Origin of the sequence: Nocardia jinanensis (assembly GCF_014645735.1) — a bacterium.
Taxonomy (GTDB): Bacteria; Actinomycetota; Actinomycetes; order Mycobacteriales; family Mycobacteriaceae; genus Nocardia; species Nocardia jinanensis.
The window spans coordinates 229,138-252,135 of record NZ_BMMH01000006.1 but is presented as its reverse complement, the minus strand read 5'-3'; the positions used below and the strand labels follow the sequence as shown (position 1 = coordinate 252,135).

The 22,998-nt window shown below is 66.5% G+C and carries 11 protein-coding genes and 1 pseudogene; 6 read left to right on the top strand and 6 right to left on the bottom strand.

Going from position 1 to position 22,998, the window contains the following annotated elements:
• The first annotated feature begins 13 nt into the window (after positions 1-13).
• Both IEY68_RS16610 and IEY68_RS16605 read left to right on the top strand, forming a co-directional pair.
• Entirely contained in the window at positions 14-2,506 is a 2,493-nt protein-coding gene (locus IEY68_RS16610; protein ID WP_058855940.1) for an ATP-binding cassette domain-containing protein, read from the top strand.
• A 196-nt stretch (positions 2,507-2,702) separates the two neighbouring features.
• On the top strand, positions 2,703-3,194 hold the full coding sequence (locus IEY68_RS16605; RefSeq protein ID WP_058856064.1) for an NUDIX hydrolase: 492 nt from the start codon (positions 2,703-2,705) through the stop codon (positions 3,192-3,194).
• 416 nt (positions 3,195-3,610) lie between these two features.
• Here the strand turns inward: IEY68_RS16605 and IEY68_RS16600 are convergent, their stop codons facing one another.
• The 4 genes from IEY68_RS16600 to IEY68_RS16585 all read right to left on the bottom strand — a co-directional run bounded on the left by IEY68_RS16600 (position 3,611) and on the right by IEY68_RS16585 (position 10,975).
• On the bottom strand, positions 3,611-8,074 hold the full coding sequence (locus IEY68_RS16600) for a glycerophosphodiester phosphodiesterase (protein ID WP_444543821.1): 4,464 nt from the start codon (positions 8,072-8,074) through the stop codon (positions 3,611-3,613).
• A gap of 289 nt (positions 8,075-8,363) precedes the next feature.
• On the bottom strand, positions 8,364-8,822 hold the full coding sequence (locus tag IEY68_RS16595) for a winged helix-turn-helix domain-containing protein (RefSeq protein ID WP_058855938.1): 459 nt from the start codon (positions 8,820-8,822) through the stop codon (positions 8,364-8,366).
• Positions 8,819-9,820 (bottom strand): serine hydrolase, encoded by a 1,002-nt coding sequence (locus IEY68_RS16590; protein WP_229718832.1) that lies wholly within the window; start codon positions 9,818-9,820, stop codon positions 8,819-8,821. Before IEY68_RS16590 ends, IEY68_RS16595 begins: the two co-directional genes overlap by 4 nt.
• Before the next feature lie 510 nt (positions 9,821-10,330).
• Positions 10,331-10,975, bottom strand: a complete 645-nt coding sequence (locus IEY68_RS16585; RefSeq protein WP_058855937.1) for a TetR/AcrR family transcriptional regulator — start codon at positions 10,973-10,975, stop codon at positions 10,331-10,333.
• 59 nt (positions 10,976-11,034) lie between these two features.
• On the opposite strand from IEY68_RS16585, the gene IEY68_RS16580 reads away from it, so the two are divergent.
• Both IEY68_RS16580 and IEY68_RS16575 read left to right on the top strand, forming a co-directional pair.
• The gene (locus tag IEY68_RS16580) at positions 11,035-11,442 is read left to right on the top strand and encodes a RidA family protein (RefSeq protein WP_058855936.1); all 408 of its coding nucleotides are present in this window, start codon (positions 11,035-11,037) and stop codon (positions 11,440-11,442) included.
• 239 nt (positions 11,443-11,681) lie between these two features.
• Positions 11,682-12,110 (top strand): NUDIX hydrolase, encoded by a 429-nt coding sequence (locus IEY68_RS16575; RefSeq protein WP_058855935.1) that lies wholly within the window; start codon positions 11,682-11,684, stop codon positions 12,108-12,110.
• A gap of 322 nt (positions 12,111-12,432) precedes the next feature.
• Here the strand turns inward: IEY68_RS16575 and IEY68_RS16570 are convergent, their stop codons facing one another.
• Complete coding sequence (locus IEY68_RS16570) at positions 12,433-12,702, bottom strand: hypothetical protein (RefSeq protein WP_156426301.1); 270 nt, start codon at positions 12,700-12,702, stop codon at positions 12,433-12,435.
• Positions 12,703-13,115: 413 nt separating this feature from the next.
• A complete protein-coding gene (locus IEY68_RS16565) occupies positions 13,116-18,887 on the bottom strand; it encodes a helix-turn-helix domain-containing protein (RefSeq protein WP_189094341.1) in 5,772 nt (1,923 codons plus the stop codon).
• Between the two features lie 1,052 nt (positions 18,888-19,939).
• Between IEY68_RS16565 and IEY68_RS16560 the strand changes: the two are divergent.
• Together IEY68_RS16560 and IEY68_RS37110 are read left to right on the top strand one after the other, a co-directional pair.
• A pseudogene (locus IEY68_RS16560) lies at positions 19,940-22,396 on the top strand (type I polyketide synthase); the annotation flags it as partial.
• 50 nt (positions 22,397-22,446) lie between these two features.
• Complete coding sequence (locus IEY68_RS37110) at positions 22,447-22,956, top strand: thioesterase domain-containing protein (RefSeq protein WP_324609278.1); 510 nt, start codon at positions 22,447-22,449, stop codon at positions 22,954-22,956.
• Positions 22,957-22,998: the final 42 nt, after the last annotated feature.

Below are 22,998 nucleotides of genomic sequence, written 5' to 3'. Positions count from 1 at the left end.
AAAGGCCCTGCATATGACAACCGTGTCCACCGGTGGTCTGGCTCTGACCGGCGTCACCAAACGATTCCCCGGCGTCACCGCACTCGACTCGGTCTCGTTCACCGCGAAGGCGGGCGAGATCCACGCCCTGATCGGCGGGAACGGTGCGGGTAAATCCACCTTGATGGCCATCGCCTCGGGGGCGCTGGTCGCCGACGAGGGCACCCTCACTGTCGACGGTGCCGCGATCGTGAGCGGCTCGCCGCTGGCGGTGCGCGAGCAGGGCCTGGCCATCGCCTACCAGCATCCGGCGATCCTGCCGGACCTCACCGTCGCGGAGAATCTGGTGCTCGCGGTACCGCCCGCGCTGCGACCCGATCTGGCCGCCGCGCACTCGTGGGCCGAACGGGCGCTGGCCCCGATGGGGATGACCATCGATCCGGCGGCGCCGGCCGGCAGCCTGGGCCTGGCGGAGAAACAGGCCGTGGAGATCTGCGGTGCGCTCGCCGCGAATCCGCGCGTGCTGATCCTGGACGAGCCCACCGAGCCGTTCGCCGCCACCGAGACCGAGACACTGTTCGGGCTGATCCGCTCGCTCGCCGAGTCCGGTGTCGCCGTCGTCTACATCAGCCATCGGCTGCCGGACGTCTTCGCGCTCGCCGATCGGATGACGGTACTGCGTGATGGGCGCACCCGCGGCGAGTTCGCCGCGGGTGAGGTCACCGAGCGCGAGATCGTCACCTTGATCGCCGGACGGACCATCGACGCGCTTTTCCCGCCGCGGGCTGCGGATATCGGGGACGTGGCCCTCGATATCGACGGTCTGAGTGCCGGGCCGCTCACCGGTGCGACCACCCGGGTGCACCGTCGTGAGATCCTCGGGCTGGCCGGCGTGGAGGGCAACGGCCAGCGCGAATTCATCAGGGCGCTGGGCGGTGCGATCCCGGCCGGCGGCAGCGTGCGGGTCGGTGAGGTCGTCGTCGATCTGTCCGATCCGCGGACCGCCCGGGCCGGCGGGATCGTCCTGATGCCGCAGGAGCGGCATATCGAGGGCATCGCGCCCGCGCTGTCGGTGCGTGAGAACCTCTCCGTCGCGGCGCTCGGCCGGGTATCGCGGGCGGGAATGGTCTCGGCCGCCGCTGAACGGGAGTTCGCCGGTGCGCAGGTCGGTACGTTCGGCGTGAAAACCGCGACCATCGAAACGCCGCTCGAGCATCTGTCCGGCGGCAACCAGCAGAAGGTGGTCCTGGGCCGTTCGCTGTTGTCCGAACCCCGGGTGCTGCTGTGTGACGAACCGACCCAGGGCATCGACGTCGGAAACCGCTCCGATATCTACCACCGGCTGCGGGAAACGGCGGACAACGGTATCCCCGTGGTGGTGTCGAGCTCGGACAATGTCGAACTGGCCGGGTTGTGCGATCGCGTACTGGTCTTCTCGCACGGCCGGATCGTCGAAGAACTCACCGGCGACGCGCTGACCGAACACACCATCACCGAGGCGTCGCTGACCGCGGGCCGCGGCGAGGCCCCGGCCTCGCCCGCTGCTGTGGCCGGGGGCGGTCGCGGCAGCGCGTTCCGGCGGTTCATCGTCGGCCAGCAGGCGCCGAGCCTGGTCCTCGTCCTCGCTGCCGTCGTCCTGGCGACGGTCAGTTACTCGCACAGCGAACGGTTCCTCTCCGCGTTCAACATCGGCAGTATGCTCGCGCTACTGGCGCCGATCCTGTTCCTCGCGGCCGGGCAGCTGGTGGTGATGCTGACCGGCGGTATCGACCTGTCGGTAGGTCCGCTGGCCGGGACACTCGTCGTCGTCGCGTCCTTCTTCGTCGTCGAAGGCTACGGGTGGGGGTGGTGGGTCCTCGGTTTTGTGTTGATGGCGGCGCTCGCGCTCGTCGTCGGCCTGCTCAACGGGTCCATGATCCGGTTCGCGCGAGTCAGTCCGGTGGTCGCCACCTTGATCACCTATACGGCGCTGCAAGGACTTTCGCTCGTGCTCCGGGACGCGCCGGGCGGGATCATCGCCCTCGATGTCGTCGATGTCCTGAACACCCGGATCGGGCCGATTCCGGTCGCGGTTCTCGTGGGGGCCGCCCTGCTGGCCGGCCTGGAATACCTGTCCCGGCGCAGTTCCCTGGGACTGCGGTTGCGCGGCGCGGGCTCGAACGATTCGGCGGCCCACTACCGCGGTATCCCGGTCGGGCGGGTCCAGTTACTGGCCTATATCGCGAGTTCGGTTCTCACCGCCGTCGGTGCGCTGCTGCTGATGTCGCAGATCGGCGTCGGGGACCCCACGGCCGGCCTCACCTACACGCTGACCTCCATCACCGCCGTCGTACTCGGCGGCGCCTCGATCTTCGGTGGTCGTGGCAGCTTCATCGGGGTGCTGTTCGGGGTGCTGTTCCTGCAACTGATCGAGAACTCGACGATTTTCCTCGGGCTCTCCCAAGCGTGGCAGTACCTGTTCGTCGGCGTCATCGCGCTGGCGGCGACGGCACTGTACGCGCAAGTGCAGCGGCGGACCGCGCGATAGGCCGTCGGTCTGTCACCACGATGTGGTCCGTGGAGCCGCCGCCGAACCGGCGGTGGCTCCACTCGCTCGGGTGACCCACTACAGCAACGGTCGCCGCGGCATCACCAAGTCGGCGATGACGTGGGACCAGTTCCCTGTGCGTTCTCGATCGGCTCGAACCGGGCCGGTCTCGTTCTCGGCGGTTCGCATTGCCGGGATGCATTCCGGCAGACTGCACGCCATGAAGTACAGCGCCGGAGTTCTGCTGTTTCGTCGTGAGCCGGAGGTGCAAGTGCTGCTGGGGCATATGGGCGGGCCGCTGTGGGCGCGTAAGGATTCGGGGGCGTGGTCGATCCCCAAGGGTGAGTACGAGCCGGCGACCGAGCAGGCCCGCGCCGCCGCGAGCCGCGAATTCGACGAGGAGTTGGGAGTGCCGGTGCCCGACGGGGAGTGGATCGCGCTGGGTGAAGTGCAGTACGGCAGCGGGCGGAGCAAGAAGCAGGTTACGGTGTGGGCGGTCGAGGGCGAGCTCGATCCGGCTCGAGTGGTACCGGGGACATTCGAGATGGAATGGCCGCCGCGGTCGGGCGAGTACCGCGCTTTCCCCGAGGTCGATCGAGTCGAATGGTTCGATCTGACCACCGCGCACGACAGGCTGACCACCGGCCAGCGGCCATTGCTGACCCGACTTGCCGAGCGATTTCGCTGACAATCGTCGGCTCGGCAGTGGAGATTGCGGTACAGCCCGGTCCACCCGGGTCTTGTTGTAGCCGGGTATCGATTCAGGCGAACGGCATCGATCTCGGTCCCGGCTCTGGAGCCCAGCAGGTGCTGCGGATCCGCTCGAGCTGGTGGCGGTCCGGTCATTCCGGCGGCGATGAGCGCGCGGCAGTCCGGGCCGAGTTTCGGGCGGGCGATACCGCGTAGTTCCTCGGCCAGGGCGCGCACGGCGTCCGGATCCATATGAAACGACTCGCCCACATTCGCCTCTGCGCGATATTCACGGCTCACCGGTCACGTCTTGCCCCCGCCGGTCAGTGAAAACGCGGCGAAGAACGGGGAATGCTTCGACCAGAGCATCTTGCCCGCCGAGAAGCGTCATTCCGCGTTCGGTGGCGGCTTCGCTCAGAGGGCGACGGACGCGGGCACGGGATAGCCCTTTTCCTTCAGCACCTCCCGCAGCAACTCGGGGCTATCGGTGACGATTCCCTTTACGCCGAGATCGATCAGCCTTACCATTTCGGCCCTATCGTTCACCGTATGCGGCACGACCGGCACTCCCACCGCCCTGGCCTGCCGCATGAACTCCTCGGTGACCATCGAATAGTCCGGTGACAGCATGGTGATACCAGAATCGCGCGCGGCGGCGGGGACATCACCGCCCGCGAATCGCACGACACCGCGCGGCAGACGCAGGACGCCTCTCTCCATCGTGGCTATCGAATAGATCCTGCTCGACAGGGGGACCCCCGGGTCGCTGCGCATCCAGGCAGGTTTCGCGGTCCACGGTATGACCAGCCCCACCCGGTCGACCTCCGGCGCAATGACGGCCGCTCGCTCGAGTGCCCGCCAATCGAACGCGAGCAGCCGGTACGGAACGCTCCGGCTGTCCGGGTCAGTGGTGCGTAGGGTGTGGACGGCGGCATCGACCAGCTTGCCGACCCGCGCCTCGTCCCAGGACGGATCGGTTTTGATCTCAACACACAGCGTGCCCTTCCACCCAGTGTCGCGCACGAGGGCGGCAACCTCGGCCAAGCTGGGGATGGCGGCGTCGAATCCGCTCTCGGCAGGTGCGGCGGATCCACCATGCCCGCTGGCCGGGACGAGCTTGCGGACCTGCGCGTACGTCAGGTCCGCAACCCGTTTGCGGACGTAGGGGAACTGCGGGTCTCCAGCAAAAGCCGGTCCGGTGTCTCGCATCTTTTTCGCGGTGAAGCGCTGATCGTGGTACACGATCGGCACCCCATCGGCGGTCAGCCCGATATCGAGTTCGATCGTGTCGACTCCGAGTCGCATAGCGTGTTCGAACGCGGCCAGCGTGTTCTCCACCGACGAACTGCGCCCACCACGATGCGCCTGCACCTCCACCTCGGGTCGACTCCTCGGCGGACCATCTTCGTAAGCGCGTTGTGCGCCGATGATTTCGCGATAGACCCCGTCGCCCTCATACCCGCGGCGGCGCACGTTGTCGACCAACTGCTCGAACGTCGGGCCGTCGGGGTTCCCGTAGTCGGCCAGGTCACGTTCCCGCTTCAACTGGGCTGCGTCTGGATCGTCCTGCTCACGCAGGCGCATCCGGATGTAGTGCCGCAACGCGGCTGCGCGCCGCGCCCGCTCATCCAGCGGCACTCCCTCCGATTGCCACTTCCGGTCCAGGGCCCGGATCCGGCTGGGGCGGAGCAGTGCGGGATCGCTGCCCGGAATCAGTTGCCGCAGTGCGTGTTCGGCGTGGGCGATGTCGATTTCCGCACGGGTGGGCGCACCATCACCGACCTGGGAATGCCCCGCGGCGGGCCGGGTGGGGTGGAATGGTTCGATATCGTTGTATCTCACGGTGGGGTTTTCGGCGAGCCGGGTCAGCAGGTGGTGCAGGGCTTGTGCCGGTATCGGCGTGTCCGGGCCGCCCACGATGTGGTCGGCGAATGCGTCGGCCACTGCGTTACCCGGTTCGAGGGTGCGGTCGAAGGCGATGCTGTTGCCGCTGAGTTCGGTAATCCAGCTGGGAAAGTCGGCGTTCTGCTCCGCGGCGATTCGGTACAGGTACGGTTCCGCGGATCCGCGGGCCAGGTAGCCGGTCGCGTAGTCGAGTGCGTGACCGTACTGGCGGGCGAAGGTGTGGTAGACCGGCCGCTGCAACGCGATCGGCGACAGGTCGGGTTTACCGAATCCGCCGCTGCTTCTTTCGCATCCTTCACGGACCTTCTCGCGGAATTTAACTGCGCTGGAAGCATATTCGGAGTCGAGGCGGATACGTATCGGAGCCAGATCGCCGGTTCCGGGGTCACGTCCGGGTTCCGATATTTTCGCGAGACCGTCGGAATCTTTCAATCGTTCGATACCGACACTGTCGATCTTCGCGCGCGGAAACCCGGAGAGCATATCGATTACTCCCCGCGCGAATTCGCGCGCTACTTCTGGATTGAGGCCGTCCCGGTCGAACCCGAGAACCTCGACTTCGGAGCGACCCATGTTCTCGAGTGCGGCCCGAAGTCTGATTCCCACCTCTGACGGCGACCACTGCGACCAGTCGTCTCGGGGTGCGCCCAGTAGCTCCGCGTCCGAAGGGTCCGGGGGTTCACCGGATTCGCCGGATCCGAAATGACCGTCATCGTTGCCGCCGGATCCGAAATGGCCATCACCATTGCCACCGGCCGCGGCCCCGGATCCGGTATCGGCCACCAGAGCGGCCTCGGATCGGGTGGTGGTGAAATGTGTTCCACGGACACGCCCGGGTTCGCTGCGGGTAGATACACCGGTGGTGCCGGACAGTGGTGTGGCGCCGCGGGGCTCTGATATGAACTGGGTGTCGGCGGGTGGTGCGGTGTGGGCCGGCGCGGTGATCGTGGTGGTCGCTGCGGTCCCGATCAGTCCGGTGGACCCGGATGCGGCGGCGGCCGCTGTGATCGGATAGCCACCGGCCTGGGTGAGCGTGCCGCTGGTTCGGGAGTGTGATGGGGGCGCGGCACCACCGAGCATTACTCCGGCACGTCGGCCGGTGTGGGTCGCTGCTGTGGGTCGGGGCGATACCGCGGCAGCGGCCGTGGTGGTATACGCCGGTTCCGGGGTTGTGATGCCGGAGAGGAGGTCGGTGGTGCGCGGGTACCAGGTTGAGGGTGTGCGCTCGACCGGCTGAACGCCGGGCGGGGTAGGTGCCATGGGATCGTCGCGTGACCACGGGGTGCTCGGCCGGTTCTCTGTTTCCGGGGCCTGGGATAAAACGTCGGGTTCGGGCGCTGTGCCGGTGTGCGCGGTGGAAGGAGTGTCGGCCGTGATCGCCGGGACGGCGGTGGTCGCCGGTACCGCGGTGGTCGCCGGTACCGCGGTGGCTGTCGGTACCGCGGTGGCTGTCGGTACCGCGGTGGTTGCCGATCGGTCGACAGTCATCGGGGCGGCGGCCGCGCTGCCCGGCGCATCGCCGATCGGTGTGGTGTCTGCTCCGGGAGCCGTGGAGCCCTGGTATGCGCGGTGGATCTCCAGCAGGTTCGCGGTGGCCGCCCCCGGGCCGGTCGTGGTACGGCCGGCGGGGTCCGGACCGAGGGTCGAGTAGGTACCGGTGGGAGCGGCGGACGGGGTCTCGGCGCGGGCCGCGAACGAGGTATCGGCCGTGACCGCCGATCCGAGACCCACAGCGATCTGCGTCGGGCCGATTGTGTCGGTCGGGTCGGCGACGGCGTCCGGGACAGCCGCGGACATGTGGTCGCTGCTCCGAGGCAGGAAAGGGGGCGCCGTGATCGTGGCAGCGGGGGAAGGTGTAGCGGCCGGAGTGTTGTCGTTGCCCACTGACCGAACCAGGGGTGCAGGGCCGTCGGTGCGGGTGGCGTCGGTGTCCACGGATGTCGCGGACCGAGTCGAATGCCCGGCGGTCAGGGCCGAAGCGGGGTCGTCGGGTCGGGCCGCGTTCATGTTTCGAGCGAGGGCCTCGAGGTCGCCCAGCCCCTGCCGGGGCAGGCCAGGATGTCCGGGTAGTCCGGCCGGTGGTGTCGGGGGTGTGGCCGCACCGCCGATGGTGTGTACGCCCCCGGACAACAAACCCTCCAACGCACCATTGACCGCACCCAGATAGAACTCCGACCCCTCGGGCATCGAGGCATCCCCCGCATACACACTCGCCGCCACCGCACCCCCCAACGTGCCCGTCACCCCACCGGCCACCCCCGCCGCACCACCAGCCGCCAACACCGCCGCCGCATTCCCTCGCCGCGAACCCGACCCGTGCAACCGCGCCATCACCCCCGCCACCGGCCGGGAATACAACACCCCCGCACCCACACCACCGGCCGCACCCCCCGCACCGGACACCACCACCGTCTCCCAATCGATCGCATCCCGAGTCCCCTGCCCCTGCTGCCATACCTGCACACCCCACGAAACCCCACCACCGAACACCCCACCCACCACAATCCCCTGACCGATCAACACCGCACGCGACGCCGCCAACCGAGCACACACCGCCACCATCGACTCGATCAACCGCGCCCAAGCCAATTGCCACCCCGTCCTGGCCGTAACCCGCACCCCCGCCGCCGCGGCCAGCCCGCCCCCGGGCACCGCCAACGTCGCCAGCAACTCCACCACCAGCGCCGACCCCATCACTATCCACGTGGCCTGCCCCAACTCGATCACATTGGCCGTTTCGTAGCACTCCGAGGCCTTACCCTCGCAATACTCGGCCAGATCCCGCTTCCGCCCCGCCGACACCACCAGCACTCGCTGCGCCTCGCTCCCCGCCTCGCCGGCCAAACAACCCGGCACCGACAACACCACCCCCTCGAGCTCATCAGCCTCCGCGCGGCACTCCCGCGCCGCCCTCGCCCACGCATCTCCCCCAGCCCGCAACGCCTCCGGATTCCCCCGCGGAAACGGCCCCATCACCGGCTCACACACCGCCAAAGGAAATCCCTCCGGCAGAGCAACCACACAACTCACCTCGAAACGACCATCGACCCGACGAACAGACCAACACCAGCCAAGCAACGGTCGCATACCCAACCCCCGCCACCCACCACCGAGAACCCCGCTCCCGGGCTGCCCGAATGCGCCGAAGCACTCACCGGGCAACCACACCCCCTCGCCCGCAACAACCCCGCGATCAGTAGCAACGGTCACACCGACCGTTGCTACTGATCGCGGAAAGTGGTCTCGTGGCAACCAGGCTCGGTCAGCGGCTGAGAAGGCCGGCGATATCGGCCGCGGCGGTCATCAGCACGAGTACCGGAACGACTTTCGGCGGTGGTATCTGATAGGTGGCGCGACTGTGTTGTTCGATGATTCCGGCCGACGACAGGGCGCGGACATGGTGGTAGAGCTGTCCGGTGGAGGTGAGGCCGACGGCTTCGGCCATCTCGGTCCCGGTGCACGGGCCGTCGAGCAGTAACTGGACCAGCGCCAGCCGAACCGGATGTCCCAGCGCGGCCAGTACTTCCCCACGGGCAGTGGCGGATAGCTGGAGTACCGCTGCCGCGCTGTAGCGGATGGTCCAGTTGACCTCGCCGGCGAAATCGACGTGACCGCGATATTCGATGGACCCGTGGGCGGCTGTGTCGCCGGGGCGCGGGCGCCCCTCCAGCGCTTCGATTCGCGCCTCCAACTCGGCGAGCTTGGCAGCGACATCGGTCATAGCGAACACGTTAGTCGCCGCAGCATATCCGGTTCCATCATGGCCCGGATGAGTACCTCCTGTTCGCTCAGGGTCTGTAGCGCGGTGCGCCATGTGGTCTCGGGTATGCGACGATCGAGCAGGACGGCGGTCGCGGCGGTACCGTCGGCGCGGCGTAGATAGATCGCGTCCGCCAGCACGCCGGGGAACGAGCCGCCCTTGAATCCCATCGCCGCGTACCCGTCCGGCGCGGGTTGCCATTCCAGTTGTCCACGTGCGATATCCGTGCCCGGCCCGAAGCTGCCGGTGGCGATCGAACGGTGCATCGACGCGAGCTGATGTGCCGATGCCGTGGGTGTGGTGGCGGCCCACGATGCTTGAACGGCATAGGGCGGCAATGGTTTCGACTGCATCGCCTTTCGGTACGGCGGATCGGCGGAATAGCGGCGCGCCGCCGACCACACGTCGACTACCCCCGGCTCGAGCAGGCGGATCATATCGCCGAGTTTGGAAAAGGGCGAGAAATTGTGCCACCCGCCCGCTGCGGCGGCGTCGACCAGTGCGCGGTCACCGAGGCGGTCGCGCAGGTAGTCGGGGACAGCGTTGTCGCTTTCGCGAATCATCGCGCTGACCATCTGGTCGAGAGTGACCGTGTCGCCGGGCAGGCGGGTTCGCGCCTGTTCGTGCGCACCGCCGTCGGTGCCCGGGAGGTACCAGCGTTCCCATTCGGCGACGGGAACGCGTTCCTGCGGGTCGAGCGTTCCCGCCGCGACAGCCCGGGCGTAGGCCGCGAGCGGGACGACCTTCATGGCCGACGCAGTGGGTTGCTGGTCGTCGACGCGCCGTCCGGCAGTATGTCCTTTCCCGTCGTCGACGGCGATCGAGATATTGTCCGGCTCCGCGTCGATCCGGCCCAGCCATCCCTCGGCCGATGTGACGTCCGGGGCCGGGATCGGAGCGCACGCGTGGTCGCCGGTCGCATCGCTGGTGCATCCCGCGAGCATGGGCAGTGCTGCCACGACAACGATAGTGAGCTTGCGCAACATTGCGAACTCCCATTGATCTGTAAATCCGTAATTCCGAATTAACAGAAAGTACCCCGGTTACCGCTGGATGTCGAGGTTCGCGCACTCGTCGCCCGTGAACGGCCCTTCTTTCAACGTCCAGGCACCGATATGCGGCGGCCAAACCCCCGCAGCCCGCGTTCACAACCTCACGGGGAACTACACCTAGAGCTCGTGCGCTGACTCGCGCCGGCATCCTGCCGCAGGCGGGTGGAGATCGTGACGCCCGGCTGCAGCTCACGGACATCGAGGAGAGCGCTGTCCGCGCTGCGGCCGTACTCGCGGTGGGGCAGGCGTTCGACGTGGCGGATCGGCTGGAGCTCGCCTTCGAGGACAGCTGGACAGTGCGCGTGACACCCGTAGACCAGGGGCGATACCGATAGCGCCCGCCACCCTCGAAATCCCACGTCGCGCAGTTCCTGCTGCGCCGGGCGCCGGGGTCGGGAGCCGAGCCGAACTGCCCGGTCATGGGCGCGGCTCGATGCTGCCCGCATCGGCCGGGAACTGTGCGCGCCACCCGGTTTCCACCGAGCGTCTGCAGCGCGCAGTGTCGTCGCCCGCGGCGGCGAAGAGTGCGACCAGCACGGGAAGTGTCAGTTCGATCGTTTCGGCGGGTAGTGGTCCGTGTGTGACAAGGGACGCGGCGCCGTGTCCGATGAGCCAGGTCTGCGTGGCCAGCGTCAACGGGTCGATATCGGAACGGAACCGTCCGGTGTCCCTGGCGCGTTCCACCGCCACGACCAAGTGGTGCAGGGTGGCATCGGCGGCGGCCGGATCGGCGAGTTCGAAATCGGCGTCGAACATGACCCGGTACAGATGCGGGTCGGCGAGTGCGTTGTTCATGTACACCGCACCCAGCGCCGCGAGATCGTGAACCGGGTCCTCGGTCGCGTGGACCTCTTCGATCCGGGCGGCCAAACGGGTGAACCCCTCTTGGCGAACCGCCGACCACAGTCCGGGCAGCCCGCCGAAGTAGGTGTAGAGCGCCATGGTCGACACACTCGTTCCGGATACCAGTGACCGGATGGTGACGGCTTCTCGGGCGGCGAGCATCCGGGCTGCTCGTTCGATCAACATCGACCGGACTGCCGGATCTTTCGTGCGAACCATGGCCTCACATTACATATCGATGTTATGTTTTGATCATCCACATCGAGAGAGGGGATGTCATGGCCGTAACTCTGATGAATCCGGAAGGGCTGCCGAAGCCGGAGGTCTATCGTCAGCTGTCGGTGGCTCGCGGGTCGAAACTCGTCTTCGTCGCCGGTCAGGTGGCTCGCGATGCCGAGGGAAATCCGGTGGGTGCCGGCGATTTCGCCGCGCAGGTCGAGCAGGCGCTGCTGAATGTCGACACGGCGGTCCGGGCGGCCGGTGGCACCTTCGACGACATCGCGAGACTCACGATCTACGTCGTCGGCTGGGATGCCGGCAAGTATCCGCTACTCGGCGAAGGTGTTGCCCGTGCTGCGGCGAAACGCGGGATCGATCCGTTGAAGCCGATCACGCTGCTGGGAGTGGTCGGCCTCGGCGAGCCGGATCTGATGGTCGAGATCGAGGCCACGGCGGTCATCGAGTAGGTCGGCGTCCACGGGCCCTGCCGCGCGGCGGTGGTGGGTGCGAGCCCAGCACCGACCGATCCGTACTGGGCTCTCACTCGTCTGTGAATCCGTGACGAAGGGCGTCCGACCGAGGCGGCGCTGCGACGTCCTGTTCGCCATGCTCGAGACCGAACAGTTCGACCGAGCGCCCGCCGGCGTCTCCTGAGCCCGGGGACAGGTCCCGCGCCGTTCAGCGTCCATTCGGGCACGATGTCGAAGTGGAACAACCTCGAATCCGGGTAGCCGCATACGTAATCAGGCGACGCACAGCCCCTGAACTCCTCGTGTTCGACCACGTCGGCATACCCGGGGCAGGCACCCAGATACCGGCCGGTGGGGTGCAGCCCGGCGAAGATCTCGAACATGCGGTCCGGCGTGAGGTGGCGGAAGAAACCGGGCTATCCGATGTCTCCGTGATCAATCGAATTGCTGTGGACCACCGCCCACACCCGCAGACCCAGCATCCACGCCGAACCACCTACTTCCACCTCGATGCCGGGGCGGACACACCCGATGCCTGGACACATCGGGTCACCGGCGCAGGCGACGACCACGGCATGGAGTTCGCGTGTCGCTTCGTGGCGCTACCGCTGGAAAAGCCGTTGGCCGACAAACAGGACGCCTGGCTGGATCAAATCTCGGGCTGAGCCGTGGTCGAATGATCACAACACGGGAACTGGGCACGCCAGCAGCCCTCACTTCTGTGTCGCGAAAACCATAGGGACACCCCCCGACCGCCCTGTGCCGGATCGCCGACTGTAGCTCGCAAAGGTTTAATCCAGCGGAAGGACACCGGTTCAGCGGTGTTGTGCACACGAGACGAATTCGCTTTTCGGGTTGTGCTCTGTGCACATATTTTTCGATATTTCGCGGGTGTTGATTGTGTACAGGAATTGCAACCGGTGTGGGGCGGCGGGTACCCCTGAAACCGCACATGGGTATTCAGGCGTACCCGTCGCGGGACGGATGTCAGGAATCGAGCGCTGCGGCTACACACGCCTGGAACTGGCTGTAACCAGCTGTTTTAACCACACACTGGCCGACGAGGGCATCGACGTCGATCCGGGGTGGGGCCACTCCTATGCGCTGTGCGGAGGCCGACCCCGCCGAAAGCACGAGAACAGCCGATACCGCCGCCAGCGGGAGACCGGCGAATTTCAGAACAGTGCGGAACATGGTTTTTCCCTTCAGGAACGAGTACGGCGCCGAGTACGCGACCGGGTCTCTACGTGGATTCACAGTGCGGCACCACCGCACGCACAATTTTGTCCACCGCGAATAATAGTATGCGAAGAAGAACATTTCGGCAGAAGACGCTGCTGCCGGGCAGCGCTGGAGGCGCCCGACCGTGTTATCGGTAGCAGAAGTCCGCGGGAATCGAACTCCTGGTGATTCTGGTAGAGGCTGATCTTCTGGTTGAGGGTGCCTGCTGTGAGGACTGCGCGGATATCGCCGAGTGAGTCGATGAGTTCACGGACCTCTATTTCGGTGAGCTTGTGGATGGCATCTCTGATGGGGGCGGCCGGCAATTTGCGCCCGCGGGCGTCGCAGCGGATCAACCTTTGGGGGGGAGATCGTCGGGGCTCTCGGTGTGGCGCTCGCGCCGATCCGGCGCCGACGGTTGCGGCGCCGTCGGTCGAGCTCGCGGGAAATCAGGAGCCCGCTGGTCGATTCCGATCCTGCTCGTCGGCGAGAGCTGTGCGCAGTGCCTGGCGCGCCCTGTCGAGAATGGCCTGTGCGGCCGCGGCTTCCAGGTGGAGGTCGGCGATGACATCTGCCAGCGGCAAGCCGAAGGTGAAGTGGCGCATGACCACTTCTACAGCCACTGCCAGGTCGGGTCCGTCGAATTCGGCCACGAGAGCTTCACGCACGGTCAGGCGTAGGGTCGCATCGGCCATATCGTCCGAGGGGTCGGCCAGCTGGAACCCCCGACTCCCTTCGCGTGCGGGTGCGTCCACCGATAGTCCCGGCCCACCTTGCAGGATTTGCAGCGCTTCCTGGACCCGGTCGGGATTCATTTCGAGTTCAGCCGCGATTTCTGGCACGTCGGGAGTACCACCGGGGATACCGAATCGCCGTGTGAGGTACGAGTTCACCGTCACCACGGCACGTCGTGTCGTACTGTCGAGATTTGGATACTTGCCCTGGAAGAACGTGGCCAGGACTGTGCCGCGTGCTGTTACCGCCGCGTAGCGATCGAACGATCCGAGCATCGGGTTGTGGTTTGCGACTGCTCGCCATATCGCGAGGTACACCTGTTGGGCGACGTCATCACGCTGGCCGGGGTCGGTTCGTCGGGGGATGCTGCGGTCGATGAATTCCTTCAGTGTGTGCGATCGGCCCGAAGGGCTGGTATAGGGGTAGTTCTCGACGATTTCCAGCTGGAGTCTGCGCTCGTCCGCGGAATCCGGTGCGGTGGCGATCAGCTCCCAGAACTTCTCCTCGATGTCGGGGGCATCACGATGCGCGGCCCGGTCTCGATAGAAGTATTCGAGGGCGGCACGGAACGTGCCGGTGGAGCTGCTGGTGGCATCACGGATAGTCCGCAGATTCGCCAACGACGGGTTTACCTGGTCCGCTTCCCACCTGGCGATGGTCTCCCGCCTGACTTCGAGGTGTTCGGCGAATTCGGGCGGTGTCATGTCGTGGTGTTTGCGGATGTCGGCGAGCCAGGTGCCGAGGGTGGGGTAGATGGTGGGGTTGTGGATCTGGGGTATGAGGGGTGGTAGTCGGTCGGGGAATTCGGTCGGGTCGTGGTAGAAGTGCTGGTAGGCGGATTGCAGGGCGTTTTCCGGTACCAGGTTTTCCTCGAGCAGCGTGCGTAGCTGGTCGAGTGAGGGTTTACGGCTGCCTGCTTCCCAGTAATCGATGGCTGTCCGTGTGAGCCCGAAGAACTCGGCGAATTCGGGCGGTGTCATGCCGTGGTGTTTGCGGATATCGGCGAGCCAGGTGCCGAGGGTGGGGTAGATGGTGGGGTTGTGGATCTGGGGTATGAGGGGTGGTAGTCGGTCGGGGAATTTCGCCGGGTCGTGGTAGAAGTGCTGGTAGGCGGACTCCAGGAGCGTTACCGTTACGACGTCTTTGTCGAGCATGTTCCGCAGCTGGACGAGTGGAGGTTTGCGGCTGCCTGTTTCCCAGTCATCGATAGTGGGCCGGCTGAGCCCGAGGTGTTCGGCGAATTCGGGCGGTGTCATGTCGTGGTGTTTGCGGATATCGGCGAGCCAGGTGCCGAGGGTGGGGTAGATGGTGGGGTTGTGGATCTGGGGTATGAGGGGTGGTAGTCCGTCGGGGAATTTCGCCGGGTCGTGGTAGAAGTGCTGGTAGGCGGACTCCAGGAGCGTTACCGTTACGACGTCTTTGTCGAGCATTATCCGTGAGTGGTCGAGTGAAGGTGCGCTGCTGCCGATTTCCCACCTATCGATGGATGACGGGCTGACATCGAGGAGTTCGGCGAATTCGGCTCGGGTCATGTTGTTGTGTTTGCGGATATCAGTGAGCCAGGTGCCGAGGGTGGGGTAGATGGTGGGGTTGTGGATCTGGGGTATGAGGGGTGGTAGTCCGTCGGGGAATTTCGCCGGGTCGTGGTAGAAGTGGTGGTAGACGGATCGGAAGGCATCTTCTGCTACCAGGTCTTTTTCGAGCATTGTTCGTAACTGCTCGATGGAAGGTTTGCGGCTGTCATTTTCCCACCTACTGATGGATGGCTTGTCGACTCCGAGACGCTCGGCGAATTCCAGTTGGGTCATGTTGTGGCTCTTACGAAGAGTGCGGAGCCAGTCGCCGAGTGGGGTTTCGTTGTTGTCGTCGCCGGATGATGAGTTGTCCGGAGTTGTGGCACTTTTCTTCGGTGCTGCGTGGCTGGTAGGGGCGCTGCCGGATCGAACTTCTGGCTCGGCGAGAGCTGAACGCAGCGCCGAGCGTGCCTTATCGAGAATGGCCTGGGCGGTGGTGGTATCCAGGTCGAGGTCGGCGATGGCGTCGGCCAAAGACGAACCGTAGGTGAAATGGCGCATGACCAATTCTTCGGCCAGTGCCAGGCCGGATCCCTCGAATTCCGCAGTGAGGGCTTCACGCACGGTCATGCGCAAGGTCGCGTCGGTGATATCGTCCGAGGGATCGGCCAGCCATCCCGGACCCCCTTTGCCCGAGGGTGCGTCCACGGATAGCGCCGACCCCTGCTGCAGGATGAGCAGCGCTTCCTGCACCCGGTTCGGGCTCAGCTTCAGTTCCGCCGCGATTTCGGGCACGCCCGGAGTGCCGCCGGGGATGCCGAGTTGCCGCGTGAGATACGCGTTCACCCTCGACACGGCAAGCCGGCTCGTGCCGTCGAGATCCGGATACTTGTTCTCGAAGAACGCCTCCAGTACTGCGCCGCGGGCCGTTACCTGCGCATGTCGAACGAACGGTCCGAGCATGGGGTTGTGGGTTACGACCGCTCGCCAGATCCTGAGATAAACTTGTTGGGCAATATCACTACGCTGTCCGATATAGATTTTCGCCAGGGTGTTGCGGTCGATGAAATCTTTCAGTGTGCATGATTCTCCTGAATAGGTGTACGGATAGTGTTCGACGATTTCCAGCTGGAGTCTGCGCTCGTCCGCGGAATCCGGTGCGGTGGCGATCAACTCCCAGAACTTCTCCTCGATGTCGGGGGTATCGCGATCGGCGGAGCGGTCCCTGTAGAAGTGCTCGACGGCGGTACGGAACGTCCCGGCGGGCACGCCGGTGACATCACGGATAGTCCGCAGATTCTTCAACCAAGGGTTTCCCCGACCCGCTTCCCACCTGGCGATACTTTCCCGTCTGATCCCGAGGTGTTCGGCGAACTCGGTCTGGTTCATGCCTCGATGTCTTCGGATGTCGGCCAGCCAGGCTCCGAGGACGGAGTAGATGGTGGGGTCGTGGATCTGGGGTATGAGAGGTGGTAGTCCGTGGGGGAATTTCCTGGGGTCGTCGCAGAATCTCTGGTAGGCGGATTGCAGGGCATTTTCCGGCACGAGGTTTTTGTCGAGCAGCTTCCGTAGCTGCTCGAGCGAGGGTGCTTTTCTGGATGCTTCCCAATTCCTGATGGACGACTCCGAGGCTCCGATACGGTCGGCGAATTCCAGTTGGGTCATGTTGTGGCTCTTGCGAAGAGCACGGAGCCAGTCGCCGAATGTGGGTTCGTCGCCGTTGTTCTCCGCGTTGTCGCTGTTGTCGCTGTTGTCGGATCCGCCGCCGTCGTTGCTCCGATTGCCGGCACCGGATTCAGCGGGAAGTCGAGGTCCGGCATCGGCGTGAGCGCCGGGTTCGGGTGTAGTGGTTCTGCCGGGGGCCGAGGTGAAATGGTCGCCGTCGGTGGAATTGCCGATCTCGGATTTCGGTGTTTCGCGCCTGGCTTGTTCGGGTGTGTCCCAGCGGGTGACGGTGGTGGGCGGATTGGTGATCGCGACGGTTTCCGCAGTGCCGGACAGTAGGTTGCCCGGAGTCGTGTTGCTTTCGTATCGAGCCGGGTAGCGGGTGGTCCGGGCGGGGGTGTCGCCGGATCGAACCTGTGGCGTGGTAGCGCCGCGTGCGGTCACTACGGACGGGCCGGCGGTTGTGGCTGCGGTGGGTCGGGAGGGCTCGACGGCGTCGGCGGGTGCGGAGTGTGTCGGTTCCGGCCTCGGGTTGCCGGGGAGGAGGCGGGGGGTGTTCGGATGCCAGGGCGATGGGCCGTACTCCACCGATCGAGGTCCGGGCCGGGTGGTTTGTTCCGCGGTGGGTATCCACGGGATGCTCGGATGCCTGTCGGATGGGCCGTCGGTCCCGGCGAGGGAGGGGGTGGCCGGGGTGCGCACTTCCGCATCGACGATATGGCCGGTGCCGGCGACGCTCGGAGCGGTGCCGGCGCCGACCGGGGTCTGGACGCTTGTCGAGTCGGTAACGGTAGCTGGTGGGGTCGTCGTCGGCCCGGTGGATGCCGGGAAGGCGGTGCTTGTGTACGGGTCGCCGGGAGTGGGGGTGAGTGGGTACTGGGTGAGAGTCTGCGAGTGGTCGGCCCAGGAATCCCGCACGATCTGGTCGGGGGGTGAGGTGATGGGTGTATGGACGGTGGTATCGGTCCTGGTGGTGGTGTCGACTGTCGTGGCGGGGTCGATGGTTACCGATCCACCGGTGCTCGAGACAAGATCGGCTGCGGTGCCGGGCTCGGTGGTGGACGCACGGCCGTGGCTCTGCGGCGGAAACGGCGTCGCCTCGTCTATGGTTTCGGGCGGGGATGGCAATACCGGGTGTGCCGCGGCATGACAGTGCTCGGGATTCAGCGGTTGCCGGGCTCCCGGGACAAGAGGCAGATCCGCCACTGCCCGGGCAGCCGACTCGCCGAACTCCGACCTCCCGGCGGCGCCCGCGGGGTCCACCGGTGCGGCTGCCGGCAGCAGGCCGCCGATGGCACCGAAAGATGAATGTGCAGAGGTGGTTCCGGTGACAACAGGAAGGTCGGCAAGGCCGGACGTCCGCAGCCCGGCCGCGGCCCGGCCGGCGTGCACGGTGTGCGCTCCGCCCGAAATCAGCCCCTCGAACACGCCATTGACCACACCCATCCACACCTCGTCCTGCCGCGGCGCGGCCCACGCCCCCGCATACGCGCTCGCCGCACCTGCCGCACCCACCGCACCACCCACACCACCCGCCACGCCCGACACCCCACCCGCGAACAACGCCGCCCCCGCTGCCCCCGCCCACGAACCCGCCCTGTGCAACCGTGCCACCACCGCATGCACCGGCCGCAGATAGAACACCCCCGCACCCGCCACACCAGCGACACCACCACCCGCCCCCGCGGTCACCACCGACTGCCAGTCAATCTCTGCACGCCGGCCCTGCATCTGCTGCCACACCTGCGCACCCCAGATGATCCCGCCACCGAGCCCCACACCCAGGACCCCCGAACCCCCCAACATCGCCGCCCGCGAGGCCGCGAACCGCTGCCCCGACAACGTCAGCAACTCCACCAATTGCGTCAACGCCATCCGCCACCCGGCTCGGGCCGCGGCCCGGTGGGCCGCCGCCGCCACCGGCGCACCGCCGGCCAAGAACATATCCGCCACCAACTCGGCCACCAGCACGAATGCCATACACCGCCACGTCACCTGACCCAGGTCGGTCCCCAACGCTCCCTCCGCGCATTGCTCGGCCACACTCCCGCAGAACTCCGCCTGCCGACGCTTGACCACCACCAGCCCCGCCACCGACCGCTGAAACTCCGCACCGGCCCTGCCGCCGAACCGCCTCGGCGCCGCCCCCGCCACCTCATCCAGCCGATCGGCCTCCGCCGAACACGCCTGTTGCGCCGCGGACCACGCCGCCGCCCCCGCCCACATCTCACCCGCATTCCCCCGCGGATACGGCCCCATTACCTGCTCACACAGCATCAGAGGAAACCCCTCCGGGAAAGTGAGCACCTGATTCACCTCGATACCACCACCTGAGCAAACCTCGGACCAACGTTGGCACAACCGAGCCCGGCTACCCGGCACTGAGAACTCACTTTCCTACCCCGGCCCTGCGGCGGTACGCGGGACCTCCCCGAATTCGCCACGGATCGCGATCGTGAGCTGGATCGAACGGACATACCATCAACGCCGCCGAGCCCGGCTCGGCCGGTTCACCCCGATCGAATACGAGGCATCATGGCCCCAGCAGCCGGGAAGGCTGCATATCCACTGTCATCTCATCCCGCAGCAACCCCGTGATCCCGCCGCGAAGCATGGAGCCAGGTTCTCGGGCGGCCAGGATCGGCCCAGATGTCTTCCACATCCAGGACCCTGTTCGGGTTCGGTGAGCTCCCGCTCCCCGGCAGGCCGGGGAGCGGCGCCGTCGGTGGGATCTCGACCCTGTGCGTTCCACCCAGATGGGGGTGGTTCGGCGCAGCCGGTACGTGCTCACGCCGTGGGCGGCGACCCGCCGCAGTTCACCGCCCGCGGCAGCCAGAGTCGGTCGGAGATCTCATTTGTGCAATCTGCACACGGATCCTCGGCAAATATGTTCACGCGACACCTTTCTCGGCCCGCTAACCGCTGGTTGAACTCGGCTCACGCTGACCAGGAAAGTTGATAAGAGTTATGTCCTGAGCCGTTGAACATTTCGCGTGGCCTCACGTCGGCTTCGCACCGCGTGTCCAGGGCGGCCACCACCGGGCACGGCCACACTGCGAGTGGTTGCCGAAAGTGTCGATGCTGCTGAACAACCGGACGGCAAACAGCCGCCGACCGTTCGGCGGCTCGGCGCGATCGCCACACCTGGCGGAGGTCGGTCGGGTGCGGGCCGAACAGAGGCGCAGGACCTGTCCACTCATCGATCGGCACACGAGTCGGCAAAGCGGCCGGCAACCACCCCCACCGTTCTGGGCAACCGGGGCATCGCCCCGGACTCGATTCGGCACTTTTCTCTGGACCCGGCGGCTCCGTGCGCGCCGCCGGGCTTTTTCGGCGACCCTGAAGACTGGGATAGAGACGTGGACACAAGCACTGGCGATTCGTCCGACCGCATGCTCGAGTACCTGAAAAAGGTCACCGTCGAGCTCATGACCACTCGCGACGAACTGGACCAGTTGCGGGAGCGGATGGACGAGCCGATCGCGATCATCGGGATGAGCTGCCGTTTCCCGGGTGGCGTCGAATCGCCGGAACACCTGTGGGGTCTGGTCGCCTCCGGCACGGACGCGGTTACGTCCTTCCCGCCGGACCGTGGCTGGGACCTCGAGCGACTGTTCGACCCCGACCCGGACCGGCCGGGAACCACCTATGTCAAGGAAGGCGGATTCCTCACCGGAGCGGGTGCTTTCGACGCCGGCTTCTTCGGTATCGGTCCGCGCGAGGCGCGGGCCATGGATCCGCAGCAGCGTCTCGTCCTGGAGGCCGTCTGGGAGGCATTGGAAGATGCCGGTATCGGTCCGGTGTCACTACGGGGAAGCGACACCGGCGTGTTCATCGGTGCCGCGCCGTCCGGGTACGCCGAGCGGGTGACCGGCGAACACGAAGGTTTCCGGCTGACCGGCAACGCGGAAAGCGTGATCTCGGGCCGGGTCTCCTATGTGCTCGGGTTACAGGGTCCGGCTCTGACAGTGGATACGGCGTGCTCGTCGTCGCTGGTGGCCCTGCACGTGGCGTGCCAGGCACTGCGCAACGGTGAGGCGTCGCTGGCGCTGGCAGGTGGTGTGGCGGTCGCGGGTGCTCCGCAGCTTTATGTGGACTTCGCCCGGCAGCGGGGTCTGGCCGGCGACGGACGGTGTAAATCGTTCGCCGCCGCGGCAGATGGCGTCGGGTGGTCGGAGGGCGTCGGTGTGCTGGTTGTCGAGCGGTTGTCCGACGCCCTGCGGTTGGGACACGACATCCTGGCTGTTGTCCGGGGTTCGGCGGTGAATCAGGACGGCGCTTCGAACGGGCTCACCGCGCCGAACGGGCCGTCGCAGGAACGCGTGATCGCGGCGGCGCTGGCCGCGGCCGGCCTCCAGCCGGCCGATGTGGATGCGGTCGAGGCCCATGGGACAGGGACGCCCCTGGGGGACCCGATCGAGGCACGAGCACTGATCTCCGCTTATGGGCAGGGCCGGACAGCGCCCTTGCTGATCGGGTCGTTGAAATCGAATATCGGGCACTCGGTCGCGGCGTCGGGTGTGGGTGGCGTGATCAAGATGGTGCAGGCGCTGCGGCATGAGATATTGCCGAAGTCGCTGCATGTGGACGCGCCGTCACCGCATGTGGATTGGTCGGCGGGTGCGGTGCGGATTCTGGCCGAGCCGCAGGCGTGGCCGGCCGTCGACGGTCGGGTACGTCGCGCGGGGGTGTCGTCATTCGGGATCAGCGGAACGAATGCCCACGTCGTTCTGGAAGAAGCACCCCGACCCGAGGAGCCCGTCGGCACGGCGAGCGGGGCCGGTGCACCGGCCCCGCTCGCCGCGGTGCCGCTGCTGATATCGGCGAAGTCGCGCGCTGCGCTGCACGCCCAGGCGGACCGATTGCGCCGCTGGCTGATCGACAATCCGGAGGTCGACGACCTGTGGAGGGTGGCCTGGTCGCTGATCGGCACCCGGACGCAGTGGGACTGGCGCGGCGCGGTGGTGGGCGGTGACCGCGAACAGGTACTGGCGGGGCTGGCCGAGCTGGCTTCGGGTGTGTCGGCGGGCAGCGTGATCCAGGGCAGGACCGGATCGGGTACCACCGCGTTTCTCTTCACCGGACAGGGTGCGCAGCGGGCTGGGATGGGCGCCGGTTTGTATCGTGCGTTTCCCGCGTTCGCGGCGGCCTTGGACGAAGTGTGCGCACAGTTCGATCCGTTGCTGCGGTGCTCGTTGCGGGAGCTGATGTTCGCCGCGGATTCGGCGGATTCGCTGAATCGAACAGAGTTCACCCAGCCGGCGCTGTTCGCCTATGAGGTCGCACTCTTCCGGCTCATGGAATCCTTCGGGATCACTGCGGATGTGGTGGCCGGGCATTCGATCGGCGAACTCGCCGCCGCACATGTCGCCGGAGTGTGGTCGCTGGCGGACGCCTGTGCCCTGGTGGCGGCCCGGGGGCGGCTCATGGGCGCCCTACCGCCGGGTGGGGCGATGCTCGCGGCCTCGATCACCGAAGCCCACGCCGAGCTGCTCCTGGCCGACCATCGGGATCAATTGTCGATCGCGGCGGTGAACGGTCCGGAATCGGTGGTGTTCTCCGGTGCCGCGGATGCCGTCGACGCCGTCGAGAAGCTGCTGTTCGATGCCGGTGTCCGGACTTCCCGGCTGCGGGTCGGTCACGCGTTCCATTCGGTCCTCATGGAGCCGATGCTGGCCGAGTTCCGTGCCGTCGCGCAACGCCTGGAGTACAGATCGCCCGCTATCCCGATCGTCTCGTCCGGCGCTGTCGCCGATACCGGGCCGACCGATCCGGACTACTGGGTGGGCCAGATTCGCGGCTGTGTACGGGTCGCGGGTTGCCGGGCACCCGGGCGGGCGAGCCGCTACCGGCTACCTGGGATTCGATGCTGGACCAGCTGGCCGACGCCGCACTCGACACCGTCGGTGCCGATACCTTCGCGCTGGCGGGCTACTCGATCGGCGGAGCGCTCGCCCACGCGCTCGCCGCGCGCCTCGAGCAGCGCGGCCGCGGCCCGATGGGCGTCGCGATGCTCGACACCTACTCACCCGACGACGAGGACGGTAATCGGGACGTTTTCGCGAGTGCGATGGGCCTCGCGCTCGGCCTGGGCCCCGAATTGATCTCCGTAGACGACCGCACTCTGATGGTGATGGCGAACTATCTGCGGATCTACCGTGAGCGGCTCGCGCGCCCGATCAGCGCGCCGACCCTGCTGCTCCGCGCCACCACCACAATGCCGGGTCTCGAGCTGGCCGAGCCGATACCGGAGTGGCAGCACCGCGGCGCCACGATCGAGATATCGGCCGATCATCTCACTCTCCTCGAAGCCGCGGCGCCGGTGGTGGCGGCGCGGCTTCGAGAATGGCTCCGATCCATAGCGGACACAAGGTGATTCGTGATGGCCGGCCTGGTGACGGACTTCTTCCGCTTTTCG

Excerpts from the sequence above, each read along its gene's own strand:
- IEY68_RS16600 (WP_444543821.1), bottom strand. The coding sequence starts at position 8,074 with ATGGGGCCGTTTCCGCGGGGGAATCCGGAGGCGTTGCGGGCTGGGGGA.
- IEY68_RS16595 (WP_058855938.1), bottom strand. The coding sequence starts at position 8,822 with ATGACCGATGTCGCTGCCAAGCTCGCCGAGTTGGAGGCGCGAATCGAA.
- IEY68_RS16585 (WP_058855937.1), bottom strand. The coding sequence starts at position 10,975 with ATGGTTCGCACGAAAGATCCGGCAGTCCGGTCGATGTTGATCGAACGA.
- IEY68_RS16610 (WP_058855940.1), top strand. The coding sequence starts at position 14 with ATGACAACCGTGTCCACCGGTGGTCTGGCTCTGACCGGCGTCACCAAA.
- IEY68_RS16580 (WP_058855936.1), top strand. The coding sequence starts at position 11,035 with ATGGCCGTAACTCTGATGAATCCGGAAGGGCTGCCGAAGCCGGAGGTC.
- IEY68_RS16605 (WP_058856064.1), top strand. The coding sequence starts at position 2,703 with ATGCATTCCGGCAGACTGCACGCCATGAAGTACAGCGCCGGAGTTCTG.
- IEY68_RS37110 (WP_324609278.1), top strand. The coding sequence starts at position 22,447 with ATGCTGGACCAGCTGGCCGACGCCGCACTCGACACCGTCGGTGCCGAT.